This is a genomic window from Streptomyces ossamyceticus (assembly GCF_001418475.1).
GTDB classification, from domain to species: domain Bacteria; phylum Actinomycetota; class Actinomycetes; order Streptomycetales; family Streptomycetaceae; genus Streptomyces; species Streptomyces ossamyceticus.
Map to the genome: position 1 here is coordinate 1 of NZ_LIQX01000994.1, position 2,180 is coordinate 2,180.

The following is a 2,180-nucleotide window of genomic DNA, read 5'->3' on the forward strand; positions in this document are numbered from 1 at the left end:
CATGGGTGTGGCCCCCGGCGAATCGCCGGGGGCCACACCCATGTCGGTTTTCGACAGCCGGTCAGGACAGGCCCTTCTCCATGGCGAACGTGGCGTCGGCGAAGAACTGACCGCTGTGCTCGTAGCGCTCGATACGGAGCTGGAAGTTCCGGTGGCGCACGAAGTAACCCGGGTAGTTGACCGACTCCAGCATGATCGTGTCCGAGTACGCGGAGCGGGGGCAGAAGGTGGCGTCCTGCTTGAAGAGGCCGGAGCCGTCGTTGTCCGACGCGCGGAGCACGAAGTTCTGGTGGCGGACGTAACGGCCGTCCGACATCCGGAAGGAGTAACAGGAGGAGTTGGCGAGGCCGGTGACGACCTTGAAGGAGGAGTCCTCCCTGGTCTCACTGCCGCTGGAGGAACCCACCTGGTCGAGCCGGAAGTAACCACCGCTCAGGTGCCAGTACCGGTCCGGGTAGTTGACGGACCGTACGGACTTCAGGGTGGTGCCGGACGGCGGCTTCTTGCCGGGCGACGTCGACTTCGACGGCTCGGTGGTCGGCTTCGCTCCGCCCTGCTGCTTCTCGGAGGAGTCGGAGTCCTCGGAGTCCTCGGAGTCCGACGCGTCCTTGTCGTCCTTGGCTCCCTTCGCGCCGCCCTTGGCCTCCTGCGGCTCGGACAGTCCGCTCTTCGCGTCGGGGGCCGTGGTCGGCGACGCCGGGGGAAGGGAGAGCGGGGCTACCGGGTCGTCGGCCAGTGTGGTGCGGTCCGTGCGGGTCTGTGACGTGCCGTCAGGACCGGAGTCCTGAAGGACGATCGCCGTCACGCACGACGACACGACGGCCAGGGCGAGCGCTCCGGCCAGCCACAGGCGGCGGGTGCCCGGTATTCGGGTGTCGTCGGGGGCGACACCGGTCTCCCACACCTTCGCGGAGCTCAGCACCGGGAGGCTGGGGGTGTTCTGGTCCGGATCAGGTCCGGGCTTCGTTGGCGGCATGCGCGGTTCCCTCGGCGTCGCACAGGCGGACGCGAATTCGTCATGCGGGTCAGGGGAGGTGGTACGTGTCACCGGTGTGTGCGAACCCTTGCGGGCGTCACACAATCGGGAGATTGACCGTTGAAACAGTAGTGGACCAGGTGGTGTGCGGGGAGCCCTTTCGGAGAGCGCTTCCATAACGGAACGGCCCCGAAACGGCGGCCTCTTGGGGAGACATTTCCGCGCGGGTGCGCCCGATCGGGGACGGACGGGGGCACCCGTGGGGGCAGTCTCATCTCTTCCCGCCCTCGATGTGTACGGTCGTACGTATCCATGTGTACGCTAGTACACATGGGATATCTGCTGCTCGGCTTCGCCATAGCCGCCGAGGTCGTCGCCACCACCGCGATGAAGTACAGCGAGGGCTTCAGCAAGGTGGGCCCGTCGCTGATCACCGGGATCGGCTACCTGATCTCCTTCGGGCTGCTCGCCCAGGCGCTCAAGTCGATGTCGATCGGCACGGCCTACGCCATCTGGGCCGGCGTCGGCACCGCCAGCGTCGCAGCGCTCGGCCTCGTGCTGTTCGGGGAGGGGCTGAGTCCCGCCAAGGCCGCGGGGATCGCGCTGATCGTGGCGGGAGTCGTCGTACTCAACCTGGGAGGCGCCCACTGATGGCCCGGCGTTACGACCCCGAGCGGCGGCAGCGGATCATCGACGCGGCGATCCGCGTCGTCGGAGAGAAGGGCATCGCCGGGCTGAGCCACCGGAGCGTGGCCGCCGAGGCGGACGTACCGCTCGGCTCGACGACGTACCACTTCAAGACCCTCGACGACCTCATGGTGGCGGCGCTGCGGCAGGCCAACGAGGGGTACGCGCGCACGGTCCTGGCCCGCGGCGCCCTCCAGGACCCGGAGTCCGACCTGGCCGCCGAACTCGCCGCGCTCGGCAGCGAGTGGTTCGCCGGCGACCGTACGGGCCTGGAGGTCGAGTACGAGCTCTACCTGGCCGCCCTGCGCCGCCCGGCCCTGCGCCCGGTCGCCGCGGAGTGGGCGGAGGGCTTCGCCGACTGCCTCGCCCTGCGCACGGATCCGGTGACCGCGCGCGCCCTGGTCGCCCTGATCGACGGGATCTGCCTCCAGGTGCTGCTGACGGGGGCGCCGTACGACGAGGGGTACGCGCGGGAGGTGCTGGCGCGGGTGATCGGTTGAGGGGGCGGGGGATTACC

3 protein-coding genes are annotated in these 2,180 nt (G+C 69.1%); 2 read left to right on the top strand and 1 reads right to left on the bottom strand.

The window, feature by feature from the left end:
* Positions 1-61: 61 nt before the first annotated feature.
* Positions 62-976 (bottom strand): AbfB domain-containing protein, encoded by a 915-nt coding sequence (locus AOK15_RS41285; RefSeq protein ID WP_205632331.1) that lies wholly within the window; start codon positions 974-976, stop codon positions 62-64.
* 330 nt (positions 977-1,306) lie between these two features.
* Here AOK15_RS41285 and AOK15_RS41290 point away from each other — a divergent pair, with 330 nt between their 5' ends.
* Together AOK15_RS41290 and AOK15_RS41295 are read left to right on the top strand one after the other, a co-directional pair.
* Complete coding sequence (locus tag AOK15_RS41290) at positions 1,307-1,627, top strand: DMT family transporter (RefSeq protein ID WP_055524426.1); 321 nt, start codon at positions 1,307-1,309, stop codon at positions 1,625-1,627.
* Positions 1,627-2,163 carry a TetR/AcrR family transcriptional regulator gene (locus AOK15_RS41295; protein ID WP_055524428.1) on the top strand — a complete coding sequence of 179 codons (537 nt, stop codon included), beginning with the start codon at positions 1,627-1,629 and terminating at the stop codon, positions 2,161-2,163. The genes AOK15_RS41290 and AOK15_RS41295 overlap by 1 nt, the downstream gene beginning before the upstream one ends.
* Positions 2,164-2,180: the final 17 nt, after the last annotated feature.